22 protein-coding genes, 2 tRNA genes and 1 pseudogene are annotated in these 22510 nt (G+C 34.3%); 23 read left to right on the top strand and 2 right to left on the bottom strand.

The window, feature by feature from the left end:
* Window positions 1–209 precede the first annotated feature (209 nt).
* The 5 genes and pseudogenes from K332_RS0104460 to K332_RS21905 all read left to right on the top strand — a co-directional run bounded on the left by K332_RS0104460 (window position 210) and on the right by K332_RS21905 (window position 3260).
* On the top strand, window positions 210–935 hold the full coding sequence (locus K332_RS0104460) for a hypothetical protein (protein WP_026906366.1): 726 nt from the start codon (window positions 210–212) through the stop codon (window positions 933–935).
* 179 nt (window positions 936–1114) lie between these two features.
* Window positions 1115–1342, top strand: a complete 228-nt coding sequence (locus tag K332_RS0104455; RefSeq protein ID WP_026906365.1) for a hypothetical protein — start codon at window positions 1115–1117, stop codon at window positions 1340–1342.
* A 128-nt stretch (window positions 1343–1470) separates the two neighbouring features.
* Complete coding sequence (locus tag K332_RS24835; protein WP_425414442.1) at window positions 1471–1875, top strand: DUF4372 domain-containing protein; 405 nt, start codon at window positions 1471–1473, stop codon at window positions 1873–1875.
* Window positions 1850–2476: pseudogene (locus K332_RS24830) on the top strand (IS4 family transposase). The gene K332_RS24835 and the pseudogene K332_RS24830 overlap by 26 nt, the downstream one beginning before the upstream one ends.
* 235 nt (window positions 2477–2711) lie before the next feature.
* Window positions 2712–3260: an Ltp family lipoprotein gene (locus tag K332_RS21905; RefSeq protein WP_051359344.1), complete on the top strand. Its 549-nt coding sequence runs from the start codon at window positions 2712–2714 to the stop codon at window positions 3258–3260.
* Between the two features lie 147 nt (window positions 3261–3407).
* Here the strand turns inward: K332_RS21905 and K332_RS0104435 are convergent, their stop codons facing one another.
* The gene (locus K332_RS0104435; protein WP_010099041.1) at window positions 3408–3632 is read right to left on the bottom strand and encodes a helix-turn-helix domain-containing protein; all 225 of its coding nucleotides are present in this window, start codon (window positions 3630–3632) and stop codon (window positions 3408–3410) included.
* A 230-nt stretch (window positions 3633–3862) separates the two neighbouring features.
* On the opposite strand from K332_RS0104435, the gene K332_RS0104430 reads away from it, so the two are divergent.
* The 16 genes from K332_RS0104430 (at window position 3863) to K332_RS0104355 (ending at window position 19096) form a co-directional block, all read left to right on the top strand.
* Window positions 3863–4315 carry a MarR family winged helix-turn-helix transcriptional regulator gene (locus K332_RS0104430; protein ID WP_026906364.1) on the top strand — a complete coding sequence of 151 codons (453 nt, stop codon included), beginning with the start codon at window positions 3863–3865 and terminating at the stop codon, window positions 4313–4315.
* Window positions 4316–4337: 22 nt separating this feature from the next.
* The gene (gene racE / locus K332_RS0104425; protein ID WP_026906363.1) at window positions 4338–5156 is read left to right on the top strand and encodes a glutamate racemase; all 819 of its coding nucleotides are present in this window, start codon (window positions 4338–4340) and stop codon (window positions 5154–5156) included.
* Window positions 5157–5333: 177 nt separating this feature from the next.
* Entirely contained in the window at window positions 5334–6404 is a 1071-nt protein-coding gene (locus K332_RS0104420) for a GerMN domain-containing protein (protein ID WP_026906362.1), read from the top strand.
* Window positions 6405–6682: 278 nt separating this feature from the next.
* The gene (rph, locus tag K332_RS0104415) at window positions 6683–7432 is read left to right on the top strand and encodes a ribonuclease PH (RefSeq protein WP_026906361.1); all 750 of its coding nucleotides are present in this window, start codon (window positions 6683–6685) and stop codon (window positions 7430–7432) included.
* 12 nt (window positions 7433–7444) lie between these two features.
* The gene (locus K332_RS0104410; RefSeq protein WP_026906360.1) at window positions 7445–8041 is read left to right on the top strand and encodes an XTP/dITP diphosphatase; all 597 of its coding nucleotides are present in this window, start codon (window positions 7445–7447) and stop codon (window positions 8039–8041) included.
* Window positions 8042–8054: 13 nt separating this feature from the next.
* Window positions 8055–8564 (top strand): metallophosphoesterase family protein, encoded by a 510-nt coding sequence (locus tag K332_RS0104405; protein ID WP_026906359.1) that lies wholly within the window; start codon window positions 8055–8057, stop codon window positions 8562–8564.
* Between the two features lie 316 nt (window positions 8565–8880).
* Window positions 8881–8954 (top strand) — tRNA-Gly (locus tag K332_RS0104400).
* A 10-nt stretch (window positions 8955–8964) separates the two neighbouring features.
* A tRNA-Arg gene (locus K332_RS0104395) sits at window positions 8965–9038 on the top strand.
* 120 nt (window positions 9039–9158) lie between these two features.
* Window positions 9159–10136: a tetratricopeptide repeat protein gene (locus K332_RS0104390; RefSeq protein WP_026906358.1), complete on the top strand. Its 978-nt coding sequence runs from the start codon at window positions 9159–9161 to the stop codon at window positions 10134–10136.
* A gap of 151 nt (window positions 10137–10287) precedes the next feature.
* The gene (gene tig, locus K332_RS0104385) at window positions 10288–11577 is read left to right on the top strand and encodes a trigger factor (RefSeq protein ID WP_026906357.1); all 1290 of its coding nucleotides are present in this window, start codon (window positions 10288–10290) and stop codon (window positions 11575–11577) included.
* Between the two features lie 430 nt (window positions 11578–12007).
* The gene (gene clpX / locus K332_RS0104380; protein ID WP_026906356.1) at window positions 12008–13285 is read left to right on the top strand and encodes an ATP-dependent protease ATP-binding subunit ClpX; all 1278 of its coding nucleotides are present in this window, start codon (window positions 12008–12010) and stop codon (window positions 13283–13285) included.
* A gap of 322 nt (window positions 13286–13607) precedes the next feature.
* The gene (gene lon / locus K332_RS0104375; protein ID WP_026906355.1) at window positions 13608–15923 is read left to right on the top strand and encodes an endopeptidase La; all 2316 of its coding nucleotides are present in this window, start codon (window positions 13608–13610) and stop codon (window positions 15921–15923) included.
* Window position 15924: 1 nt separating this feature from the next.
* Window positions 15925–16506 carry a ribosome biogenesis GTP-binding protein YihA/YsxC gene (gene yihA / locus K332_RS0104370; RefSeq protein WP_026906354.1) on the top strand — a complete coding sequence of 194 codons (582 nt, stop codon included), beginning with the start codon at window positions 15925–15927 and terminating at the stop codon, window positions 16504–16506.
* A gap of 312 nt (window positions 16507–16818) precedes the next feature.
* Window positions 16819–17649 carry a transporter substrate-binding domain-containing protein gene (locus tag K332_RS0104365; protein WP_026906353.1) on the top strand — a complete coding sequence of 277 codons (831 nt, stop codon included), beginning with the start codon at window positions 16819–16821 and terminating at the stop codon, window positions 17647–17649.
* Window positions 17650–17737: 88 nt separating this feature from the next.
* Complete coding sequence (locus K332_RS0104360) at window positions 17738–18346, top strand: amino acid ABC transporter permease (protein ID WP_051359350.1); 609 nt, start codon at window positions 17738–17740, stop codon at window positions 18344–18346.
* 12 nt (window positions 18347–18358) lie between these two features.
* Entirely contained in the window at window positions 18359–19096 is a 738-nt protein-coding gene (locus K332_RS0104355) for an amino acid ABC transporter ATP-binding protein (RefSeq protein ID WP_026906351.1), read from the top strand.
* Between the two features lie 493 nt (window positions 19097–19589).
* Here the strand turns inward: K332_RS0104355 and K332_RS0104350 are convergent, their stop codons facing one another.
* Entirely contained in the window at window positions 19590–20072 is a 483-nt protein-coding gene (locus tag K332_RS0104350) for a LiaI-LiaF-like domain-containing protein (RefSeq protein ID WP_026906350.1), read from the bottom strand.
* Window positions 20073–20297: 225 nt separating this feature from the next.
* Between K332_RS0104350 and hemA the strand changes: the two genes are divergently transcribed.
* Window positions 20298–21662 (top strand): glutamyl-tRNA reductase, encoded by a 1365-nt coding sequence (gene hemA, locus K332_RS0104345; RefSeq protein WP_026906349.1) that lies wholly within the window; start codon window positions 20298–20300, stop codon window positions 21660–21662.
* 20 nt (window positions 21663–21682) lie between these two features.
* Window positions 21683–22501: a cytochrome C assembly family protein gene (locus K332_RS0104340; RefSeq protein ID WP_026906348.1), complete on the top strand. Its 819-nt coding sequence runs from the start codon at window positions 21683–21685 to the stop codon at window positions 22499–22501.
* The last annotated feature ends 9 nt before the right edge of the window (window positions 22502–22510 follow it).

The following is a 22510-nucleotide window of genomic DNA, read 5'->3' as shown; positions in this document are numbered from 1 at the left end:
TGTTAAAGATTAATTAGTAATTCTAACCTTTGTTATGTCTTAGAATTGTTATTAATCTTCATTCAGTTTCTAGGGTAGACTAGGAAAAAAATACTATTTTAGTATATTAAGGATATTAAGGGATTTAATAGAAAAAAATCCATATGATTGAAGAGAAGGTCTTTAAGTATTAGGTTGGCAATGGAAAAAATAAGAAGGAGTTGGCTGAATTGAAAAAAAGTATTTTTAATTTGTTGATAAGTACAATAGTGATAACTATAATTACTTTATCTTTACCTAGTAATGGCATTATAGCAAAGGCAGAATCATTACCATTAAGCGATGGAAAAGCGTTGACCGAAAAAATGTTAAGAGTTGTAGAAGATGGCGAGGATATGGCAGAAATTTGGTCAAGCTATACAGAAAGCGAGAAAGAATATGTAAGAGAATTCATAAGACAAGTAGAACCAGTTATGAAAAAAATCAATAACCAAGATTTAAGTGACTCGGAGTTTAATAAACTCTACAATACTTTATCTGAGGACATGAAGTTAGCGACAAGAGCCTTTTTTATTGTTGACACTACCAATATTAAGCCAATTAAGTCGTCAGAAGGTTCATTAATACAACCAACTGCAGAGTATAGAAGAACTTTAACACATCCATTAAAAAACGTATTTGGTATTCTATTGGGGACATACTATCATAGAATAGTAGTCTTTAGTGACGGGACAAAAATCACTTCTGCAAGTAGGTATGCTTGGGGAGAATCGGAACATATAGGATATCATTATAATGGCACTGAATACCTAGAAAAACAGGGTGGAAAAGGCTACAATTTCTTTTGGTCAGAAGTATTAGGGAAATTTAGTGCAGGAATAGGCGGTATAAATTTACCTTCAAGAACTGTGAAAAGTGACTTTACAGTGGATTATAAAGGTAGATACTATTATTAATATTAAATTCTACTTTTCTGAACTTCCAGACTATGGGTAAATAGTCCACTTTAAATTCATTATATTTAAAACCTTATGATATTAAGAGACCTTCTTTTATTACATGAATAGAATAGTTAAGTGTTGAAGTTCATATAATGAGATATCAATATGCAGAAATTTTTTAGGAGGTATTTACATTGAAAGCAGAGAATAAAATCTCTATCCCAGTACTAGGCTTTGTTATTATTTTTCAAATCACTTTACTTTGTATTACGACAATTTTACTTCTTCCAATAATACCAGACTTTTTATATAATACTTTTGGTGAGATGTTAGCAATGTTTATTTTAGTAGGATTTAGCTTTTTGTGGTTGAAACTAGGTATGAAAATTGGTAACAAAATTTTCCCTAAGAGAAATATATAAAAGTACTATTTACAAAAAAGAGTCGGCTTCATTCCGACTCTTTTATTAATATGGACAAGATTACACCAAAAACATAATTTGGACAATGGTTTTCATCAATAAATCTTCAATTATTTGAAGATTTATTGATGAAAACGATGAAATTAGATTACTGTACGAAAAAACTAACGACAGAGTCATTTCTAAAACTATTACTTTTTGCGCAGCTACAAGAAGTTGAGAGTTTACATGAACCAAACGATTGTCTTTTCAATGACCAACTCCAAAAGGAAATCGATCTTGATTCATTCAGTATTTCTCAGCTGTCTCGTCGCTTAGGCGGTATGAATCCAGATATATTTCAGAGACTATTCCTTGATTTAGTGTCTCGAATTCATTTGAAAACACATTATACAAAGCTTGTGATGCCATTGAAAATCATTGACTCAATCACGCTGCCACTGAATTTAACCAATCATAAAAGGGCCGAATTCCGCAGGTGTGAAAGTGCATCTAAAACTTGTATTTATGGAAAAAGGAATATCTTATCCTGAAAAAGCTGTTTTAACTAATGCGAAAGAACATGTTCGCAACCAGCTTGAAGTATTAGTAGATGACAAAGAATGCATGTATGTGTTCGACCGTGGCTACCTGGATTACGAACGCTTTGATCGCATGACGGATGATGGTTACTTTTTCCTTTCTAGACTGTGATAAAATGCGTTTATATGAGTAGTTGATGAATTTAAACTATCTGAAGATTCAACGGTCTTATCGGATCAAATGGTGTTGATTGGCACGACTCAATACCGAGCTGAGAATTACTTTCGACTAGTTAGAGTTGAAGATACAAAAGGAAATATACTTCAATTAGTTACAAACCGTTTTGATTTAAGCGCCGAAAAAATTTCAGAAATGTACAAATCACGCTGGGCCATTGAATTATTTTTCAAGTGGATGAAACAACATGTGAACATCAAAAAAATCTACGGTCAAAGTGAATCAGCAGTTTACAATCAGGTGTTTATTGCACTTATCGTATTTTGTTTAAATGTACTCGTTCAAAATGAGACGAATAGTAAGCGTAATCTCTTACAAATCAGCCTTTTTTTAAGGGCATCCTTGTGGAATTCCAAATGGATGGAGCCACTTTAAGTTGAGTATTTACTTTTTTGGCTCTATTAAAAATAAGATTAAAACAGCAAAATTCAGATACCTTTTTATGCAATACTAGTGGATTTGCCTGAGAAAAAAATTTAAAAGAGGGGGTGTTTTTCCAATGAAAAAAATACTAATGGTCTTAATGGCTCTTATCGTAATGGTGGTATTAGTAGCAGTGCGGAAACAAATGACGATATAGCTAAAGAAGAGGACAAGGTAGAGGCGGCTAATGAGTCAGAACAAGATATGGAAGAAGCAACAGGCTAAAACAGAGGTAGCTAAAAAAGAAGAAGATGAGACTAAGGTAGAAGAAACTAAGCAAGAAGAGAAAAAGGATGAAAACGGAGGAACGATGGAACAACAGCAAGCTGTAAGAATGGCTGAAGATTATTTGGATAATACGGTATTTTCCAAAAGTGGTTTAATTGAACAGCTTGAGTATGAAGGTTTTAGCAATAGAGATGCAACTTATGCAGTAGAAAATATTACTGTAAATTGGAGAGAACAAGCAGTAATAGCAGCTGAAGATTATTTGGCTTACACAGCATTTTCCAAAAGCGCTTTAATTGAACAACTATTGTATGAAGGTCACAGCAATGAGGATGCAACTTATGCAGTAGAAAATATCACTGTCGACTGGAGAGAACAAGCAGTTCAAGCGGCAAAAGACTATTTCGATTACTCAGCGTTTTCTAGAAGTGGTTTAGTAGATCAATTAATTTATGAAGGCTTCAGTAGTGAAGACGCTGATTATGCTGCAACTGAAGCAGGCCTGTAATATTATTTATATCAACAACATAGCGGCTATTTAATTGAAGTAATTCTGATCGCGATAAAATGAATATAAAAATGGATGGGAATTACAATCCTTTAGAAAAAAGCAATAAATAAAAACCGACTTCCGATTAAGGAAAGTCGGTTTTTTCTAGAGCTTTAATTCACCCATACGAATGAGCTCTACAACTGCCTGTGAACGCCCCTTGACTCCTAATTTTTGCATAGCATTTGAAATGTGGTTACGGACAGTTTTTTCGGAAATAAATAATTCCTGGGCAATTTCCTTAGTTGTTTTGTCTTGAACTAAGAGTTCAAATACTTCTTTTTCTCGTTTTGTTAATAATTGCTTCGGTTTATACTCGTTGTCCTTCAAATGTTAACCCCTCCTTGCTGTCATAGAGCTGCGGTATGAAGGGAAATTATTTAGTCACTAATAGCTTATGTATGGAGTAGTAATAGGTGCGCACATTTCATGAATGTTAGAAATATAGTATCATAACTACTTTTACCTAGGAAAAATTCTTTTTAATAAATAAATCATAGGTTTTTCTCAGCTTTATGATAAAATATGACTATATGATTGGAAGTTCGGGAGGTAACGTCTTGGAAAACAACAATTCAACAGAATCTATAGCACAATTAGAAAAAACACTTCGACATATATCGGGAGCAATCAAGCAAAATGGTCGTAAAATATTAAATAATTATCCGATCACTAACCCACAATTCATTGCACTTCAATGGTTAAGGGAAGAAGGGGACCTAACTATTGGAGAACTATCCTCTAAAAACGGTCTAGCTTTTAGTACAACAACAGATTTAGTAGATCGCATGGAAAAAAATGACTTAGTTGAACGCGTTCGTGATACAAATGATCGACGTGTTGTTCGTATACATGTTTTAGAAAAGGGCCATCGTATCATTGAGGAAGTAATTTTGAAACGACAAAATTATCTAAATGAAGTTCTCGAAAATTTTAGTGAGGATCAAACAGAAACTTTAATTGAACTACTTAATTTATTGCATCATCAAATGAAAACTGTAAATGAAAAATAACATCCTAGAAGAGGCGGTAAATTTGAATAAACCAATTGGTGTCATTGACTCAGGAGTAGGTGGATTAACAGTTGTACATGAATTAATGAGACAACTTCCAAGAGAAAAACTTATATATCTTGGGGATACACTACGATGTCCGTATGGGCCAAGGTCAGCTGATGAAATAATACGTTTTACTTGGGAAATGGTTGATTTCCTTTTAACAAAAGATATTAAGATGCTAGTTGTAGCCTGCAATACAGCCACTGCATATACATTAGAAGAATTACAGAAGAAGCTTTCTATACCTGTTGTTGGTGTTATTCAACCTGGGGCGAGAGCGGCTATAAAGCTAACTTTAAATAACCATGTAGGTATTATTGGTACTGAAGGAACGATTCGAAGTAATGCATATGCCAATGCATTAAATATGCTAAAGCCAGATTTGAAAACTGTATCCTTAGCCTGTCCGACATTTGTACCGATAGTTGAGCAAGGAATACTATCTGGTGGGTTAGTTGAACAGACAGTGGAGAAAGCACTACTACCATTAAAAAAATTTGACAAGATGGATTCACTGATTTTAGGTTGTACCCATTATCCATTATTAAAAGAAGTGATTCAACAAGTTGTTGGACCAGACATCACATTAATATCTTCGAGTGAAGAAACTGCTAGGGAAACAAGTACGATATTACAAATGAACCAGTTATTAAACGATGGAACTGAACTATGTTATCATCAATTTTTTACAACTGGTGATGTGGAAAATTTTACTTCTTTAACTAAAAGTATTTTTAATAGTTCGATTGATAATTTAAAATCCGTTGCTATAGAAAAAGCTTATATAACACATTAGCATGACTTACACAAAAAGGGGTTTATCCTTCCAAAAAACAATGTTTGTTTTTTGAGGGATAGGCCCCTTTTGAACTTATTTTTCATACATGAAGGGTAGATTTTTTAAAATGATAAGGTCTAAATTTTAAAAAGGCTCGTATACATAGTAGTACAAACCATCGTAGGAGGGAATGACATGAGAAAGCAATATTTGCTAATGTTACTTGCATCATTATGTACGTTGTTATTATTAACTGGATGTTTCCAAGGAGAACAATCTCTCCCTGATATGGATCCACCACCAAATGCAGAAGCTGTAGATGGACAAGAGGAACAAGCTAATGATGATGAAGCGGTAGATAATGCAGAAGAAAAAGAAGAGTCAGCTCAGACAGTTGTCCGTCAATTATTTTTGCTAGATTCTAATGGTCTTGTAGCACCACAAACTGTTGAGTTACCAGTTCCAGAGTCCAAAGAAGTAGCCTCACAAGTCTTGGAATATCTAGTGCAGGATGGCCCAGTAACAGCATTAATACCTAATGGTTTCCAAGCAGTTTTACCTACTGGAACAGAAATACTTGGTTTAAGTATTGAAGAAGGCACAGCAACTGTTGATTTATCAGAAGAGTTTAATGAATATGCTTCTGAAGATGAGTTACGAATTCTAGAGGCAATGACATTCACATTAACCCAATTTGATTCCATTAAACGGGTTAAGTTACGTGTAGCTGGAAAAGACTTAGATGCTATGCCGGTAAATGGAACACCAATTGCAAACGGTTATACAAGAACTAACGGAATCAATATTGTTCAAACGGATACTGTAGATTTAATTAGTAGTAAAGCAGTTACCATGTATTTTCCTACAGAACATGATGATAACCAATATTTTGTTCCTGTAACACAATATATTGAAGTTAAGGATGGAGATGTTAATCAATCTATTGTGGATGCATTAATTGAAGGTCCAACTTATGATACTAATTTAATGCATGTGTTTAATGATGAAACGATGTTATTAGATGGGCCAACATTAAATAGTGGCGTTCTTGAACTAGTATTTAATCAAGATATCTTAATAGATAAAGGAAATGGAGTAATTGCTGATGAAGTAATGGAGACCTTGGTTCGCACTTTAACAGAACAAGAATCTATTGAAGCAGTTAACATCAAAGTAGAAAATGTTGAACAAATTGCCAATGAGAGTGGAGAAGTTTACTCTGAACCTGTAACACGCGAATCACTTACACCATCAGAAAAATTATAGTAATACTATTTTAGAAGAGCAGATTAGTCTGCTCTTTTTTTAGTTAGTTAGGAAAGTACAAAACTTTGCGACATACAGAAGAATTAACATAAATGTACTATTATTTGAGGAATATTTCTCCTCTCTGGATTTTATATGATGTTATTTAATACATACAGTTACTATGCTTAAGGAAGAGTGAAAATGGGTTATTCTTATATTTGTCTAAAACAATTGTAATAAGGTGAATCTTTCCAGTAAAATATGATAAGCTAATCTCTAGACAAGGAGGAATTAATGTGAGAACTGATCAAAGAAATATAAATAGTTTAAGACCTATTACGATAATAACAAATTTTACTAAACATCCTGAAGGCTCTGTCTTAATCCAAGTAGGGGAAACAAAAGTAATTTGCAACGCTACAATTGAAGACAGGGTTCCTCCTTTTATGCGTGGACAAGGAAAAGGCTGGATCACTGCAGAATATGCCATGTTACCACGTGCAACCCAAGATAGAAATATCCGTGAATCTTCAAAAGGAAAAGTATCTGGAAGAACGATGGAAATCCAACGACTTATTGGTAGAGCGCTTCGCTCAGTAGTTGATTTAGATAATATTGGTGAAAGAACCGTTTGGATAGATTGTGATGTTATACAAGCGGACGGTGGTACACGTACAGCATCGATAACTGGTGCATATGTTGCACTAGTTCTTGCATTCGGAAAACTTTTAGAAAAAAACACATTAAAGAAAATGCCTGTTACGGATTTTCTCGGGGCTACTTCAGTAGGTGTACTTCCAGATGGAACAGAAATACTTGATCTTAACTATGAAGAGGATTCTAATGCGAATGTTGATATGAATATTGTTATGACTGGATCAGGTGAATTTGTAGAAATCCAAGGAACAGGGGAAGAAGCTACATTTTCCATGAATCAATTGCAAACACTTTTAAAGCTTGCCGATGAGGGATTGAAAGAAATCTTCATGAAGCAAAAAGAAGCGTTAGGAGAACTAGCAACACGAATCGGTGAAACTGTTAAATAAGGAGTATAGCTAATGAAAGAAGTTTTAATTGCAACAAAGAATGTGGGAAAAGCTAAAGAATTTCAAACATTATTTGAACGATATGGAATAAAAGCAGTTTCATTATTAGATCTAGAACAAGAACTTCCAGATATTGAGGAAACAGGATCAACGTTTGAAGAAAATGCAGCTTTAAAGTCAGAAGGAATTGCCGAAATACTAAATATTCCAGTTATGGCCGATGATTCAGGGCTAGTAGTTGATGCATTAGACGGGCGACCAGGTATCTTTTCTGCTCGTTATGCAGGGGAACCAAAAGATGATAAAAAAAACATCGAAAAAGTATTAAGTGAATTAGGAAGTGTTCCAGAAGAACAGCGAACAGCTAGATTTGTTTGTGTAATATCTGTTTCTGTTCCTGGTCAGAAGACAATCTTTAAGAAAGGTCTTTGTGAAGGAACAATTGGTACGGAAGAAGTAGGAAATCATGGTTTTGGTTATGATCCTATATTTATTCCGGATGGACTACAACAGACCATGGCAGAGCTTTCTCCAGACGAAAAAAACAAGATTAGTCATCGGAGTAATGCAATAATACAGCTTGAAGATTGGATACAAAAACTAGTCTAGTGGAGAGGATATCATGACGAAAGTTATTATTATGAGTGATAGTCATGGATTAACAAAAGAAATTGAAGAAATTAAAATTCGCGAGCAGGCAGATTATGTAATTCACTGTGGAGATTCTGAATTAACGGATGATGCTAACGAATTAGAGGGTGTTATCACAGTTGCGGGCAACTGTGATTTCTATGGGGATTTCCCAAACGAACAGAAAAAAGTAATTAATGGTATAACATTTTTTGTTGTCCATGGGCACTTACATAATGTGAAAATGAATCTAATGAATTTAGCTTATCGAGCTGAAGAAGGATCTGCTAATGTTGTTTGCTTCGGACATTCGCATATAGCCGGTGCAGAAAAAGTTGATAATAAGTTATTCATAAATCCAGGAAGTATTCGTTTGCCAAGATTAAGGGTAGAAAGGACGTATGCTGTTCTCACATGGCAATCTTCGGATAAAGTGGAGATAAGCTTTTTTACTCAAGAAGGTCAAAAGGTTGAAGACTTATCTTTTGTAACCTCCTTGTAGGAAACGGTTGAAGGATGATTTTTAATAGCGTCCTTCAACTGAAAAATATATTAATTTTCTGAAATAAAATTAAGTGTTGACTTTAAATACAAAACTGCATATAATAAATCTTGTGATCAAAACGAGCCACCTAGGTTAACGGAATTTAATATTTTTTAAACACCTATGCGAGTGTAGTAACGAGCAACGCTCCCAACGAATCTGCTACGAGTTGCCTCGAGAAATTAACATCTTCGAATAAGCTAGAAGACTGAGAGGCATAATGGACCACAAATGGTGCGGTCAACAAAATTAAATACAAAAACCTAATTTCAATGCGGGTGTAGTTTAATGGTAAAACTCCAGCCTTCCAAGCTGATGTCGTGGGTTCGATTCCCATCACCCGCTCCATAATACATATGTCCCAGTAGCTCAGCAGGATAGAGCAACAGCCTTCTAAGCTGTGGGTCGGGAGTTCGAATCTCTCCTGGGACGCTAATGTTAAGAAACCTATATTTATAGGTTTCTTTTTTCATATTTGGTGATATATGATTAGTAAGTATTTTACGTATTCCTTTCGTATAAACTAACTAATTAAAGGAGGGGAAGTCAATCATGCGTACTGAGGATGAAAAGGTTATTCTATTTCCTAAATGGAAAACAACCTTAAGAGATGAAAGTCTTCAAGATTTACAAGAGAAGAGATATATAGAAGCATTAGATAAAATAAATACATTAATTCAATATGATGTTCAAGATCGTGAACTACTTATAGGTAAAATGATGTGTTTAATGGAATTAGGTCGTTTTCAAGAGGCAGAAGATATGTGTGAAGAAATTATCCAAGATAAAAATGATGAGCATTATTTTCATTACGTACATATATATTTAACGATTCTATTTCAAACGAATAAATATGATCTTCTTATGGAGAGAATTGAAGAGGAATTATCATCCGAAAATCTACCATCTATACTCAAAGAACAATTCTTACAGCTTTATCATGTGAGTGAAAAAATGGAATCCGATTTAATAGAGAAGAAAATGTCCGTCTACATTGAAGAATTATTTGAAGCTGTTCAGAATACTGATCATAAGAAACAATGGCGCTGTATTATGCGTTTAAAAACAATGAAGATTAAACCCGACAATATGGTTGTAGAATTGTTGAAAAATGATAAAGTACACCCAGTTATTAAAACTGCCATCTTCCTATGGTTAAAAGAACTAAATTATTCAAATCAGGTTATGGTTAATAAACTTGGGAAAGAATTAGAGGTAAAGCCGGTGGACATACCGGATTTAGAAGAACTAAATTTATACAAAGAAATTATATTTGATTTAAGAAATATTGAACAAAATGATCCAATTATGTATCGGTTCTTGATGGATTCGTTATATCGTTATCTTTACGTACAGTATCCAATAATTCCACTAAGTAGTGAAAAAGAGTTAATCTCGGACACTTTAATAAAAATGATTCATCTTCTTTTAAATCAAGATGGTAATGAACCAGTAGATGACCATGTTAAATACTATTTTGATGAAATAAAAAAAGGTGAGCATCTATACCTATCTATCATTGAAGATTAACAAAGGAACTTTTGCTTATGGCTTGAAAGGGCATGTAATTATGGTATAATAAGATGGTTGTAAATATACTAAGGGTTTATTAAAACAATATCAAATCTAATTAATGAATTTAAGTAGTTAATGGAAATAATAGATTTTGGAGGGAATTTATATGTCAGTAAAATGGGAGAAAAAAGAAGGTAATGAAGGAGTTCTAACGTTTGAAGTTTCTGCTGAAGAATTTGATGCGGCTTTAGACAAGGCCTTCGCAAAGGTTGTTAAAACAGTTCAAGTTCCAGGTTTCCGTAAAGGTAAAATGCCTCGTGCAATGTTTGAAAAACGTTTTGGTATAGAATCATTATATCAAGATGCAGTTGATATCGTACTTCCTAATGCCTATGTAAAAGCAGTTGAAGAATCTGGTATTGAGCCAATTGATCAACCGAGCATTGATATTGAAGAAATTGAAAGAGGTAAGGCTATCGTATTTACTGCAGATGTAACAGTTAAGCCCGAAGTAAAACTAGGTGAATACAAGGATCTAGAAGTTGAAGAACAAGACGTAACGGTAACTGATGAAGATGTAGATAATGAATTAAACCAATTAAGAGAGCGTCATGCTGAATTAGTTGTAAAAGAAGAGGGATCTGTAGAAGAAGGCGACACTGTTGTAATGGACTTTGAAGGCTTCTTAGATGGTGAAGCATTCGATGGTGGAAAAGGTGAAAATCATTCACTTGAAATTGGTTCAGGTCAATTTATTCCTGGATTTGAAGAAAAATTAGTTGGTAAAGAAGTGGGAGTTGAAACTGACATCCAAGTTACTTTCCCAGAAGATTATCATGCAGAAGAATTAGCTGGAAAAGAAGCTACTTTCAAAGTTACTATCCATGAAATTAAATCAAAAGAGCTACCTGAGCTTGATGATGAATTTGCAAAAGATGTGGATGATGAAGTAGAAACTCTAGATGCACTAAAAACTAAAAAGCGTGAGCAACTAGAATCTGAGAAAAAACAAAGTGCAGAAAATGCAAAGCGTGAAGAATTAATTAATAAAGCTACTGATAATGCTGAAGTTGAAGTTCCAGAAGTTATGGTTGATACAGAACTTGATCGCATGATGCGTGAATTCGAACAACGTTTACAAATGCAAGGAATGACTTTAGATCTTTACTACCAATTCTCTGGTCAAGACGAAGAAGCATTAAAGGAACAAATGCGTGAAGATGCAGGTAAGCGTGTGAAAACTAATCTTACTTTAGAAGCTATTGTTAAAGCAGAAAACCTTGACGTAACTGATGAGGATGTAAATGCTGAATTAGAAACAATGGCTGGTATGTATGGAACGGATACAGAACAATTAAAACAAATGCTTGGCGGTAATTTAGATGCTGTTAAAGAAGATCTATTATTCCGTAAAGCTATTGATTTCTTAGTAGACAACAGTAAAACAGTTGCATAATTAAATACAAAACTGTTACGATACAAAAAACAAGGTGCGAAATTTCGTACCTTGTTTTTTTACACGCAAGGTTTAAAAGAAATACTAATTTTTTGTGTACCGTGCATTTTACGAGACATTCAAAAAAGGGCAACAAATCAACCCTTTTCTTTAGTAATTTAAAGAATTTTTTAGTATGATTAAAAACAAAGTCCAGACTTGCGTGTTTCATTGTCAATTTTATTGGGCATAGTGACATATACTAAAATAAATTAGTAAAATACAAAATGAATTGGTTATCAAATACAATTAGATTGGAATACAAAGTAAAATAAACTAAAATAACAACCTCAGGGTAAATTATTTTGTTTTCAAAACACCTTCTGATATGATAACTATTATAACTTAACGTTTTGTGTTATTTGACCAGAAACTTTAGGGGTGAAATCTTATGTTTAAATTTAATGATGAAAAAGGGCAGCTAAAGTGTTCGTTTTGTGGAAAAAGCCAAGAACAAGTACGTAAATTAGTTGCTGGTCCTGGCGTTTATATATGTGATGAATGTATTGAACTTTGTACTGAAATCGTAGAAGAAGAGCTTGGAACAGAAGAGGAAATGGAATTTAAAGAAGTTCCAAAACCAAAGGAAATCTGTGAGATTTTAGATGATTATGTAATTGGACAAGAAAAAGCTAAAAAGAATCTTTCTGTTGCTGTATATAATCACTATAAGCGTATTAACTCACCAAAAAGTAATGATGATGTTGAATTATCAAAAAGTAACATTGCTATGATAGGACCAACAGGCAGTGGTAAGACATTACTAGCTCAAACCTTAGCTCGAATTCTAAATGTGCCTTTTGCAATGGCAGATGCTACATCTTTAACAGAAGCAGGATATGTTGGTGAAGATGTTGAAAATATTCTTCTAAAGCTTATTCAATCAGCTGATTATGATATAGAAAAAGCTGAAAAAGGTATTATTTATATTGATGAGATAGACAAGGTTGCTCGTAAATCAGAGAACCCGTCCATTACAAGAGATGTTTCTGGTGAAGGTGTACAACAAGCTCTTTTAAAAATCTTAGAAGGAACTGTTGCAAGTGTGCCTCCACAAGGTGGCCGTAAGCATCCGCATCAAGAGTTCATTCAAATCGATACAACAAATATCTTATTTATTTGTGGTGGAGCCTTTGATGGTAGTGAACAAATTATTAAAAGAAGACTTGGTAAAAAAGTTATTGGTTTTGGAGCAAATGAAAAGCAAGAAGAATTAAACAAAGGCCAACTGTTAGCTAAAGTATTACCTGAAGATTTACATCGATTTGGTTTGATCCCTGAATTTATTGGGAGACTACCAGTAATTGGTAGTCTAGAGCCATTAGATGAAGATGCATTGATAGAAATTTTAACAAAGCCTAAGAATGCTCTTGTAAAGCAGTATGAGAAGTTATTCCAAATTGATAATGTTGAGCTTGAATTTGAAGAGGAAGCACTGAAGGAAATTGCGAAAAAAGCAATTGAACGAAATACTGGTGCACGTGGTTTACGTTCCATCATTGAAACCATTATGCTCGATGTTATGTTTGAACTTCCATCAAGAGAAGATATTAATAAATGTGTGATTACAAAAGAAACTGTCATCAATGAAAATGGAAGTCCTAAGCTTTATTTTACTGATGGAACAGTTTCAGAAGAAATTACAAAGTTACCAAAAGAAAGTGCTTAAAATATTCAACTAACTTTAACCAAAGAGGCTGACTAGGATTCTTTGCTCCCAACCAGATGTACAATCTGAAGCGGAATTAAAGTCCCTAGTCAGCCCTTTTCTTTATGTGATTGTTTACCGTGAGGCAGTTTTGGTTTGAATTATTGTATTTGTTTGAAGTGCGCTAAGCATCCATAAAGTGATATAAGGAATTAGTTAAGAAATCAAAGGGTAAACTAACAAAGAATCTCATTTATTTTACAAACTAAAATCACTTCTATAGAATTTAAGAATAAATACATAATTCTTAAATGAAACTTTTCATGTTTGGAGGTACATACATATGACAAAAGAATTAAAACAAGTTCCCCTCCTTCCATTACGAGGTATATTAGTATTTCCAACAATGGTACTTCACTTAGACGTAGGTAGAGATAAATCTATTGCTGCAATAGAAAAAGCAATGGTAGATGATCAAATCATTTTTCTTGCAGCTCAAAAAAAGGTAAGCATCAATGAGCCAAGCCCTGAAGAAATATATCGAATAGGTACATTAGCAAAAGTAAAACAAATGCTTAAGCTCCCAAATGGAACATTCCGTGTACTTGTAGAAGGGTTAAAACGAGGAGAAATAATTAGATTTATTGATCAGGAAGAGGAATTCATAGTTGAAGTTCAAGATTTAGAGGAAGAATACGGTAATCCAATAGAAGAAGAGGCATTAATGCGAAACATATTGAAGCTTTTTGAACAATACGTTAAAGTCTCTAGAAAAGTTACTAAGGAAACCTTTACAACAGTAAGCGATATTGAGGAACCTGGTAGATTAGCTGATATAATTACTTCGCACCTTTCTCTCAAGTTAAAAGAAAAGCAAGATTTACTTGAGATGTTGAATACACAGGAAAGACTCCAACACTTAATCCAATTAATCTCAAATGAAAAGAAAGTGTTGGATTTAGAGAAGAAAATTGGACAACGTGTAAAGTCATCCATGGAGAAGACTCAGAAAGAGTATTATCTCCGTGAGCAAATGAAGGCCATTCAAAAAGAGCTTGGAGATAAGGATGGCAAGTCTGGTGAAGTAAGTGATTTACGAGAAAAGATTGATAAATCGGATATGCCTGATCGAATTAGGGAAGTAGCGTTAAAGGAATTAGCTCGTTATGATAAAGTCCCGCAATCCTCAGCTGAGAGTGCAGTTATTCGCAACTATCTAGAATGGCTATTATCCTTACCATGGACTGAAAAATCACAGGATACGATAGAAATTAAATATGCAGAAGAGATACTTGACCAAGATCATTATGGTCTTGATAAAGTAAAGGAAAGAATTATAGAATATCTTGCAGTTCAAAAGCTAACGAATTCTATTAAGGGACCAATTCTTTGCTTAGTGGGGCCTCCTGGGGTTGGGAAAACCTCTTTGGCTAAATCTATCGCAAAATCGGTCAATCGGAATTTTGTTCGTATCTCCTTAGGTGGGGTACGTGATGAAGCAGAGATTCGTGGCCATAGAAGAACCTATATTGGTGCTATGCCAGGTCGAATTATTCAAGGGATGCGTAAAGCTAAAACCGTTAATCCTGTTTTCTTATTAGATGAAATAGATAAAATGTCAAATGATTTCCGGGGTGATCCCTCTTCTGCCATGCTTGAGGTGTTAGATCCGGAGCAGAATAATAGTTTTAGTGATCATTTTATTGAAGAGCCATATGATTTATCAAATGTACTATTCATAGCAACGGCAAACTATGTGAATAATATACCGGGTCCACTTCTAGACCGTATGGAGCTTATTTCCCTTTCTGGTTATACCGAATTCGAAAAGCTTCATATAGCAAAAGAACATCTTGTTCTAAAACAATTAAAAGAAAATGGATTAAAGAAAGGCAATTTGCAAATTCGTGATGAGGCTTTATTAAAAGTAATACGGCTGTATACTAGGGAAGCTGGTGTACGTACACTTGAAAGACAAATTGCTAAAATCTGCCGAAAAGCGGCTAAATTAATTGTCTCAGATGAGAAAAAGCGTGTTGTTGTGACCGAGAAGAGTCTAGAAGAATTGTTAGGAAAGCCAATTTTTCGTTATGGACAGATGGAGACGGAAGACCAAATTGGTGCAGCGACTGGTCTTGCTTATACAACAGCAGGTGGTGATACTTTATCGATAGAGGTTTCCCACTATCCTGGTAAAGGTAAACTAACCTTAACTGGAAAATTAGGAGATGTTATGAGGGAGTCCGCACAAGCTGCTTTCAGTTATATTCGTTCCAGAGCAGAAGAACTTGGAATCAATCCTGATTTTCACGAGAAATATGATATTCATATTCATGTTCCTGAGGGAGCAACACCAAAAGATGGTCCATCCGCGGGGATAACAATGGCAACGGCTCTTGTTTCCGCACTTTCTAATCGGGCTGTTAAGAAGGAAGTTGCAATGACTGGAGAGATTACATTAAGAGGACGTGTTCTACCAATAGGTGGTTTAAAGGAAAAGTCATTAAGTGCCCATCGTGCGGGTATTACCACCATTATTTTCCCTGAAGAAAATAAAAAAGATTTAGATGATATACCAAAAAGTGTAATCAAAGATCTCACATTTATTCCGGTCAATCATTTGGACCAAGTCTTAAAGCATGCTTTAGTGGAGGAGTAACATGAAAGTAACAAATGCAGAAATTGTAATTAGTGCCGTAAGTAAAAAGCAATACCCTAATGACCAACTACCTGAAATTGCGCTAGCAGGTCGATCAAACGTTGGGAAATCATCTTTTATTAATAAGTTAATTAATCGTAAAGCATTGGCTAGAACATCATCAAAACCAGGTAAAACACAAACATTAAATTTTTATCGAATTAATGATGCTTTTTACTTTGTGGATGTTCCTGGTTATGGCTATGCCAAAGTATCCAAGACGGAACGTGAAAAATGGGGCAAGATGATGGAGGAATATTTCCAAACAAGAGATACGCTTAAAGCAGTCCTTCTAATTACGGATATTCGTCATGAGCCAACAAGGGATGACATTCAAATGTATGATTTCCTAAAGCATTTTGAACTTCCTGTCATTGTAGTAGCGACTAAAATGGATAAAATACCAAAAGGGAAACGTGCGAGTCATTTAAAAAGGACAATAAATACGTTACAAGTTGAAAAAGGTGATTTAGTATTACCGTTCTCATCTGAGACTGGTGAAGGTAAAGACGAAGCATGGGGCATACTGAAGAAATACTTATAATCAGTATTAGAGAAGATCAAATCATTACGATTTGGTCTTTTTTAGTTTTGAACCAATAAATTTAACCCGTAAATCCCCCTCAAAAAAAGTGAATATTTTCACTAATTTTGATGATTCCAGAGCCTAATGGAGTATCAACAAGTATTTATAAGGATTTTATAGTTATATAACTAATATGGGTCTAACCTCCGACATATTCTTACTAATCAAATTATTTGAAATTAGTTGTCATCTTAATATCTTGTTATACTTTTAAAGAAGGAAATGATATGCATCATTTTCAAAAAAATGAGGAGAGGAATTACATATCTTATGAGAAAACTGAAAATTAAACTTTTTTTCGTGTTGTTTATAGCGGTACTAGCTGCATGTGGAACGGAAGAATCTAAGGATGGTGATCCAATAGATAAAGCCGAAAACAGTGATGCCAATAATGCTGGTTCAGAATATGGCCTTATTGAAGAAGGAAAACTCATCTTTGCTGCATCTGGTGAGTTTAAACCGTTTAGTTATATGGAAGGAAATGAAATGATCGGCTACGATATTGCTGTCGCAGAAGCGATAGCTGAGAAGCTTGGACTTGAAGCAGTTCAACAAAAAGCAAAATTCTCTGGAATTGTGACTGGCGTAAATGAAGGACGTTATGATATTGCAGTTGCTAGTCATACGATTACAGATGAAAGACTTGAGAAGGTTAATTTTTCTGAAGCCTATTATTATTCCGGCCCTGTAATCTATACTAGACCAGATAGTGATATCCAATCAGTGGATGATTTGAAAGGGAAAGAAATATCCGTTTCTAGGGGTTCAACCTATGTAGAGATGGCAGGGAACTATACGGATAATATCCCACAGGTGGATAGTGATGTTGTAGCACTGCAGTCTTTAGCGAAAGGACATCATGATGCAGTAATTACGGACGATATTACAGGCCAAACGGCAATTCAAAATGGTCTAGAAATTGAAAATCGTGGACAATTAGGAGTAAGTGAACAAGCTATTGCAATCAATAAAGAAAATGAAGCTTTGCTAGAAGCAATTAATCAAGCACTTCAAGAGTTAAAAGATAGTGGTGAACTAGCTACACTGTCAGAAGAATGGATTGGTGTTGATATAACTCAGAAGCCAGAAGAACTAGAATAGGCATTTATATAAAAATGCATAAAACTTAAGGAGTTGTCACACGTTGTCCCACATTCTTGACGTATTTATCGAAAGCCTTCCATTGTTCATGGAAGGGCTAAAGATTACACTATACCTTTCTACAGCTTCATTGTTAATAGCTTTAATTATAGGATTGTTCTTTGCTATTCTTAAAATTTCTACTATCAAACCACTTGAATGGATTGCGGATGCTTATATTTGGATTATTAGGGGAACTCCATTAATCGTTCAGATTTTTGTGTTGTATTACGGAATAACTGAAATAGTACTTATCAACGCATTTTGGGCTGGTGCCATAGGATTAGCTGTCCACAGTGGAGCGTATATTGCAGAGATTATCCGGGGATCGATACAGTCAATTGAAAAAGGTCAAATGGAAGCAGGAAGATCACTTGGTATGACGAAGGTACAAACGATGAGGAAAATTATTCTACCACAGGCGTTTCGTAGAGCTGTTCCTTCTCTAGGGAACCAGTTCATCATTGGGATAAAAGACTCTTCTTTAGTTTCTTTTATCGGGGCTCAAGAATTATTTGGTGTCTCTAGCTCACTAGGATCAAATTCATTCGATTTCCTAACCTTCTATTCTGTTGCTGCTGTTTACTATTTATTTATTGTTCTAGTTCTTTCAGTCATTGTAAATAGAATTGAAAAAAGACTAGCGAGAAGTGACTAAGGAGGTCGTGTTATGGCTAATAAAGAAATGGTACGAGTAGAGAAATTAAATAAAGCTTTTGGGGAATTACATGTATTGAAAAATGTTGATTTACGGGTTGAGGAGAGTAATGTTGTTGTTCTCATTGGTGCAAGTGGTTCTGGAAAAAGCACACTATTACGTTGCTTAAATTTCCTTGAATTTAAAGATGATGGAAGAATATTTATTGAAGGGGAACAAGTTGAAAAAGAAACTCATAATTTAAATGAAATACGGCAAAGGGTTGGCATGGTATTTCAACATTTTAATCTTTTTCCTCATAAGACGGTGTTAGAAAATGTTATTGAAGCACCTATTATAGTAAAGAGAACACCTAAAAATAATGCGATTGAAGAAGGAAAAGCATTATTAAATAAGGTTGGACTTGGAGATAAGTATGATGCGTATCCATCAACATTGTCAGGTGGCCAAAAGCAGAGAGTGGCTATTGCAAGGTCACTAGCAATGAAACCTGAAGTTATGTTATTTGATGAACCAACTTCGGCTCTTGACCCTGAATTGGTTGGAGAAGTTTTAACTACAATGAAAGAATTGGCTGATGAAGGTATGACGATGGTTGTTGTAACACATGAGATGGGATTTGCTCGCGAGGTAGGAGATTGGGTTATGTACATGCACGATGGAAAAATTGTTGAATATGGAAGACCTCAAGAATTATTTGACCATCCGAAAGAACAACGAACAAAAGAATTTTTAGGTTCTATATTATAACGTGTTTTTTTAGGAGAAATCTCAACTATGTATTAGTTGGGATTTCTCCTTTTAGCTATTTCCGTTTATGTATAAACTGCGAAGTACCAGGGACTTTGTGTGAGCATCTAACTCCGCTCCGGAAATACACTCCGCGCATCCTAAGGCGGCTGGTGAGTCTCCTCGCGCTGAAAAGAGTGCGCCTGCGACTTCTAGTAACGCTTCGAAGCAGGCTTTCTCGGCGCAAGGGAACTAAGAAGCATATTCAAGTAGTGCCCTCACTATGGGGTCTCAGCTATGCCTATCCTCCCGCAGGACAAGGAATACTTCGGAAGCGATACATCGCACGAAGAAAAAGCGTTCTTCTTTTTAGAGGAGTCTCCGTGTATTTCCTAAAAAATTTAGCAGAAATGTAACTGCGAATTTTTCATCAACTATGTATTCTGATTCAAGCTACCCATAATTGCTACTCTTATATTAGTGTCCTTCATTCCGCCTGCAAAATGTTATGCTGTTACTTCTTTTTTTTCAGAAGATATATTCCAATTACAACCAAAACAATCGGCCAATATACATCAATGAAGTCGACAACATCATGTATCCAGTTAAACCAAGATGGAATATTAATGGAAAAAATGAAAATACATGAAAGAACTATTAAGATGAGTCCGGGGAATAATCCTTGTTTTGTTTTAACATAACGTACTAGAAATGCGGTACCAACAATGAGTGGATACATAGCCCAGTGATCAATCCAAAATCCATAATGTTTAATTCCATGGAAATGAATACCGAGACCAAAAAGAAGTGTACCACTAAATAATGAATTATAATCTTTTGCCTGAAAGCTATAGATTAACAGTGCAATGCCAATAATAATTAATATCGTTGGCCAAGAATAAAAGTCTGTAAAAATTGGAAGCTTTAATTGTCTAAGTAAAAAATAAAGTCCGATACCAATTAACAAATAGGCAGTTAATGTATTTTTATTTTTCATTGTTTTCACCTCTCGTATCTATAGAAATACCATATAGTAAAGTTTGCTTGCTTCTCATACTATGGTATGTTAGAGTACATCTGTATTTATATTTATAATAGCATATAGTTTCAAAATCTGTTCACAAAAGTAAAAAATGTAAAGATATTACTATGTTATAATAATAAGATACCGTTATTATGTTCAAACATAATTGAACCGCTTAACTTTTGGAGGAGAGATAAGGTGCATATTTTAAAAGTTGGTTTAAATTATAAAACAGCTCCTGTTGAAATTAGAGAAAAACTGACTTTCTCAGAAAACTCTCTTCAGGATGCTATGAGAGAATTAAAGAAACAAAAAAGTATTTTGGAAAACGTTATTGTTTCGACATGTAACCGTACAGAAGTCTATGCTGTAGTCGACCAAGTACATACAGGTCGTTATTATATTAAGCAATTTCTTGCTGATTGGTTCGGAACGGATAAAGAAGATTTTTCTTCCTTTTTGCGAATTACTGAAGATGATGGGGCTTTAGAGCATTTATTTAGAGTTTCATCAGGTCTTGATTCCATGGTACTTGGAGAAACACAGATCCTAGGTCAAGTGAAAAATGCTTTTTTAGCTTCTCAGGAGATAAAAGCAACAGGAACTGTTTTCAATGAATTATTTAAACAGGCAATTACGTTTGCAAAAAGAGCACAGAAAGAAACAGCTATAGGTGAAAATGCAGTTTCTGTTAGTTATGCTGCTGTCGAACTTGCGAAAAAAGTCTTTGGAACATTAGAAGATAAGCATGTTGTTATACTTGGAGCGGGTAAAATGGGTGAGTTAGCAGCGAAGAACTTACAAGGCTCAGGTGCAGCAAATATTACTGTGGTAAACCGTACACTAGAAAAAGCGAAGGATTTAGCAGAGCAATTTAATGCAAAAGCTGAACAACTTGATCATCTTACTCAGGTTTTAGTCCATACAGATATCTTAATTAGTTCAACTGGCTCAAAGGAATATGTTATTACCAATGAAATGTTGCAATCCATTCAGAAGAAGCGAAAAGGAAAAGCTCTATTTTTGGTTGACATAGCTGTTCCTAGGGATATAGATCCCGCAATTAGTAAGATGGATAATGTATTTCTTTATGATATTGATGACCTTCAACATATCGTTGATGAAAATCTAGAATCACGGAAAAAAGCTGCAGAACAAATTGAAATATTATTGGAAAAAGAAATTATTACGTTTAAAGAATGGTTAAAAACATTAGGGGTAGTTCCAGTAATTTCTGCCCTAAGAAATAAAGCTCTTTCTATTCAAGCGGAAACCATGAAAAGTATTGAAAGAAAGATGCCAGACTTAACAGACCGTGAGAAAAAAGTTCTGAGTAAACATACAAAAAGTATTATTAATCAATTGTTGAAAGAGCCAATCACACAAGCTAAAGAATTAGCTGGTTCAAGTAATCCAGCTGAAGCATTGCAACTATTTATCAATATATTTGGTATTGAAGAAGAAGTAAAAGAGGAATTTGCAAAACAAGTGGAAAAGAATGAAGTAATTTTACAATCTCTTAAAAATGAGATTCCTTTAGTAAGTAAGCTCGCTACGAATTAAATTAGTAAAGGATTTGTAGTATGGTCGATGTACGCTTTATCTATGAGGGAATATTATTTATTTATATATTAAGTCTTATTGGATTCTTTATTGATTTTCTACAACAAAACCGGAAGGCAAAAAAATTCGCCTTCTGGTTACTTTGTATGGTTTGGCTCTCGCAAACCTTTTTTTTGTTTCAACATGTCTTGATTGAAAAAAGTTTTCCTATTGCTACTATAGCGGATAGCCTTTATTTTTATGCATGGGTACTAGCGACTTTTTCAATATGGATGAATCGATTGTTTAAAATGAATTTTATTGTCTTTTTTATTAATCTCTTTGGATTTTTTATTTTTCTAATGCATGTTTCTCTCGTGGCACAGGCAGAAATAGACAAAAGCGGAATACAACTTGTTGATGAAATATTAATCGCACATATTTCATTTGCTATCATTTCATATGGATTTTTTACTATTTCTTTTCTTACCTCTTTAATGTACATGGTGCAATATCATTTCTTAAAAGAGAAAAAAGCTTTAAAATGGATGTGGCGATTGGGAGATTTAAATAGACTGGATCACTTTACCTATCGAACTATTTCCATCGGTGTCCCATTATTGTTTATTGGTATATTATTAGGTTTTGTATGGGCTTATACCGAGCAAGTGGAGTTTTATTGGTTCGATGTAAAAACATTGGGTTCCATTCTTGTTTTAATTGTATACATTATATATTTACTATTACGGATTGTGCGTAGGTTTTCAGGTAAAACCTTAGCTAAATATAATACCTACGCATTTCTGATATTAATAATTAATTTCTTTTTATTTACTAGTCTATCGAATTTTCATATTTAGGAGGATGTA

This window comes from Paucisalibacillus globulus DSM 18846 (assembly GCF_000482485.1).
In the GTDB taxonomy this organism is placed as follows: domain Bacteria; phylum Bacillota; class Bacilli; order Bacillales; family Amphibacillaceae; genus Ornithinibacillus; species Ornithinibacillus globulus.
The sequence above is the reverse complement of the archived record's forward strand: the minus strand, read 5'-3'. Positions and strand labels throughout refer to the sequence as shown.